Below are 3,394 nucleotides of genomic sequence, written 5' to 3'. Positions count from 1 at the left end.
TTATTATATAATCATAAATTAAAAGATTAATAATTAATAAATTATGAAAATATATGAAAATAAAAGAAAAAATTAATAAAATAGAATTACTCTCGCCCGTAGGAGACGAAAGAGGATTGAAAGCGGCTATTAACGCTGGAGCGGATGCCGTTTATTTCGGAGCAAAAAGTTTCAACGCGAGAGAACATGCATCCGAAAACTTTGACGATAAGGCTATAGAAAACGCGATTAAATTTGCAAAATTAAGAAATGTCAAAACTTATATTACCGTTAATACTTTGGTTTATAACGATGAAATAGATAAAGCCATATTGTTAATAAAAAATCTAAACGACATTGGAGCGGACGCGATTATAGTTCAAGATTTGGGAATAATAGATATTGTGAGAGAGAATTTAAATATTCCAATGCATGCAAGCACTCAAATGTCATGCAATAATAGTTATAGCGTCCAACTTCTTGAAAAATTAGGAATCGAAAGAGTAGTTCTTGCAAGAGAAACGAGTATTGAAAATATAAAAGAAATCAGAAAAAATACAAATATAGAATTGGAAATTTTTATTCACGGAGCTTTATGCGTAAGTTTTTCGGGGCAATGCGCCTATTCGTATTTGCATGGAGGAAGAAGCGCAAACAGAGGAGCATGCACTCAGCCTTGCAGAATGGAATATATCGGCGGAAAAACAAATTATCCTTTAAGCACTAAAGATTTAATGACTATAGATATAATTCCAGATTTAATCGGCATTGGAATTAATTCGTTCAAAATTGAAGGAAGAGCAAAGAGAAGCGAATATGTCGCGATAACGACTTCGATTTATAGAAAAGCGATAGACTTTGCGCTACAAAATAAAAATATTGAAACGGAAAAATATAAAGAAAGTTTAATAAAAATTTTTAATAGAGGCGGATTCAGTAAAGGCTATTTTTATAATTCAAAAGATATATTTGAAAATTATAAACCGAATCATAGCGGAGAGCTTATAGGAAAAATCGTAGCTTATAAGAAAAATAAAATTCATGTCGAAGCTAAAAAAGAATTGAATGTATATGACGGGCTTTCATTTGGAGAGAGCGGAAAAATTGGAATGCAGATTTCAGATTTATATAAAGACAATGTAAGAGTTCAAAATGGCAAAGGCAATTTAAGTTTCAGCGCGGTTTTGAAAAATATTAATATCGGCGATAAAGTTTACAGAACGACAGATAAATCTCAAATGGACGAAGCGAATTTTATAATTGAAAGCGATAATTTTAAACATTTGCTCAATTTGAATTGCATTATTGATTATGATAGAAAAATAAAATTTAAAGTCAGCTGCGATTATAATAAAAAATTAAATATAGAATATACGAGCGATTATTTAATTGAGGAAGCTAAAAATTCCGAAATGAAAGAAAGCGATATTATAAAAGCTTTATCAAAAACGGGCGGAACTGTCTTTAAATTTGAAAATATAAATATTGAGAAAAAATTTAATAATCCTTTTATTCCAGTGAAAGTTCTAAATGAAGCGAGACGAAATATAATAAATTCGCTTGAAAAAATTTTAATTCAAAATAGAAAAGTCGATTATGATAAAAATATTTTTAACAAGAAAATAGAATATCCCGATACGAATATAAAAGTTGCGATAATAAGCGATATAAAAAATATAGAAAATAAAATTAAAAATTACGACAAAATAATTTTATTTCCAAAAGTATATAACAACGATATTAAAAAATTTTTTGAAGATAAAAAAATTGACGGAATAATTCTTCCCTCTATAACTTTCGATAAAGATATAGAACTAATAAAAAATATAGTTTCAAAAGATATGATAGTGATTTGCAATAATCTCGGACAAATCGAAGCTTTGCTCGGCGAATGCATAATTTGGGCGGGAATTGGAATGAATACGATAAACAATCGGACAGTTGATTTTTTATATAAATTGGGAGTTTCAACGGTTGTCTCTTCTGTCGAGGCAGGAAAAAGATTAAAAAATACAATATCAATAAAACAAGGATTTATTCCAGCGATGAATTTCGCTTTCTGTCCAAAAAGTATTGCAATTGGTTGCGATAAATGTAAAGAAAAAGATTTAATAGATTTCAAAAATAATATCGTTTTATTCGACTGCGTGAGAATGCATAATAAGACGAGTTTTATACTTGAAAATATAAATAATAAAAACGGAGAGATTGATATTTTTATTTGAATAATTATATATTATTTATAGAAGCGATAAGTTTATTTATCAAAGAATAAAAAACCGAGCCTTTACTAAAAAGAACTCGGTTTTATTTTTAAGCAAATATTTTTTATGATAAATTAAAAGCCTTTATTATTTCTAATGATAAAAATCAATTATTCTTCTTATCAATTCAATAATCGACATAATCGGTATAGTAGTAAATGTTATATTCAATATTATATTTACACCTCTTTTTTTATCATAATTAATATTTCTTTTCTTACAAGCTTTAAATCGTCTCTTCATTATGCATCACCTACCCTTTATCTTTATTTAAAAGTAATTTTTCAGCTAAAAAAGATATAGAGGAGAACAAGAACATTCTAATAATTAGAATTAATTCTGTTGTCAGTAGAGTATGTATTTTTATTACATAATAGCATCGAACTTTTGTATCATAATGAGTTTTGATAGCCATATTTTACTAATCCCTTGTCAAATCAAATGTGGAATAGAGTATATCTCCAGGATTTAATGATACGCTTATACTTTCGTTAGTCGTATTATATTCGACACGGAGATAGTTTACACTTGACGGTTTAGATGTAGTAGCTCCATCACTATAATTAGCAGTATAAGTATTGGGGTCATAGTTATAAGTATACCAACTCGTTACGGTAATATCGTAGTCTAAAGGAATATTAATACTACTAGTTATAGGGTAAGCTTTTCCCGTTATATTGCAATTGCCGTTTACAATTTTAACGATTGCTCTACGATTGTTAGGTTCATACTTATTAGTATCGTGATTTAGATATTTATAATCCCCTTCTGGCGGATGATTACTGTGAGTATAACCCAAGCTACCATTATCTTCGCCTCCATTTCCTCCTGTTGTTCCTTCATTACTACAGCTTATCGCAAACAGAAGTAAAAACGATAATACCGCGCTTAAAATTTTGATATTAGACATTTGAATGTCCTCCTTGAAATAAAAAAATTAAAATTTATAACTAAACAAGGACTTTTTATTTTCCTTGATAAGCTATCGAAAGTAAATTTGACTAAAGTTAAAAAATATTTAACTAAATTTAGAATTGCAAAATTATTTTTATTGTCATTGTATATTTTAAATTTGTCATTGCGAGCCGAACGAAGTGAAGGCGTGGCAATCCACTTTGTATAAAATTTATTTATTAATGAAATTAAATTAT

Annotated in this window: 3 protein-coding genes; 1 reads left to right on the top strand and 2 read right to left on the bottom strand. The window is 28.3% G+C overall.

The genetic code is table 11. The features are described from left to right. Positions 1 to 53: 53 nt before the first annotated feature. The gene (locus ACR0QS_RS12160) at positions 54 to 2,204 is read left to right on the top strand and encodes a peptidase U32 family protein (RefSeq protein WP_432633720.1); all 2,151 of its coding nucleotides are present in this window, start codon (positions 54 to 56) and stop codon (positions 2,202 to 2,204) included. Positions 2,205 to 2,336: 132 nt separating this feature from the next. On the opposite strand, the gene ACR0QS_RS12155 is transcribed toward ACR0QS_RS12160, so the two are convergent. Together ACR0QS_RS12155 and ACR0QS_RS12150 are read right to left on the bottom strand one after the other, a co-directional pair. After that, positions 2,337 to 2,486: a hypothetical protein gene (locus tag ACR0QS_RS12155; protein WP_432633719.1), complete on the bottom strand. Its 150-nt coding sequence runs from the start codon at positions 2,484 to 2,486 to the stop codon at positions 2,337 to 2,339. Positions 2,487 to 2,664: 178 nt separating this feature from the next. After that, the gene (locus tag ACR0QS_RS12150) at positions 2,665 to 3,153 is read right to left on the bottom strand and encodes a hypothetical protein (RefSeq protein ID WP_432633718.1); all 489 of its coding nucleotides are present in this window, start codon (positions 3,151 to 3,153) and stop codon (positions 2,665 to 2,667) included. Positions 3,154 to 3,394 lie beyond the last annotated feature (241 nt).

This window comes from Brachyspira sp., from assembly GCF_050873525.1.
Lineage (GTDB): Bacteria > Spirochaetota > Brachyspiria > Brachyspirales > Brachyspiraceae > Brachyspira.
This window is presented reverse-complemented; position numbering and strand designations above follow the sequence as displayed.

What these genes read in the sequence shown, in the direction of transcription:
- ACR0QS_RS12160 (WP_432633720.1), top strand. Translation starts at nt 54, where the DNA reads ATGAAAATAAAAGAAAAAATTAATAAAATAGAATTACTCTCGCCCGTA.
- ACR0QS_RS12155 (WP_432633719.1), bottom strand. Translation starts at nt 2,486, where the DNA reads ATGAAGAGACGATTTAAAGCTTGTAAGAAAAGAAATATTAATTATGAT.
- ACR0QS_RS12150 (WP_432633718.1), bottom strand. Translation starts at nt 3,153, where the DNA reads ATGTCTAATATCAAAATTTTAAGCGCGGTATTATCGTTTTTACTTCTG.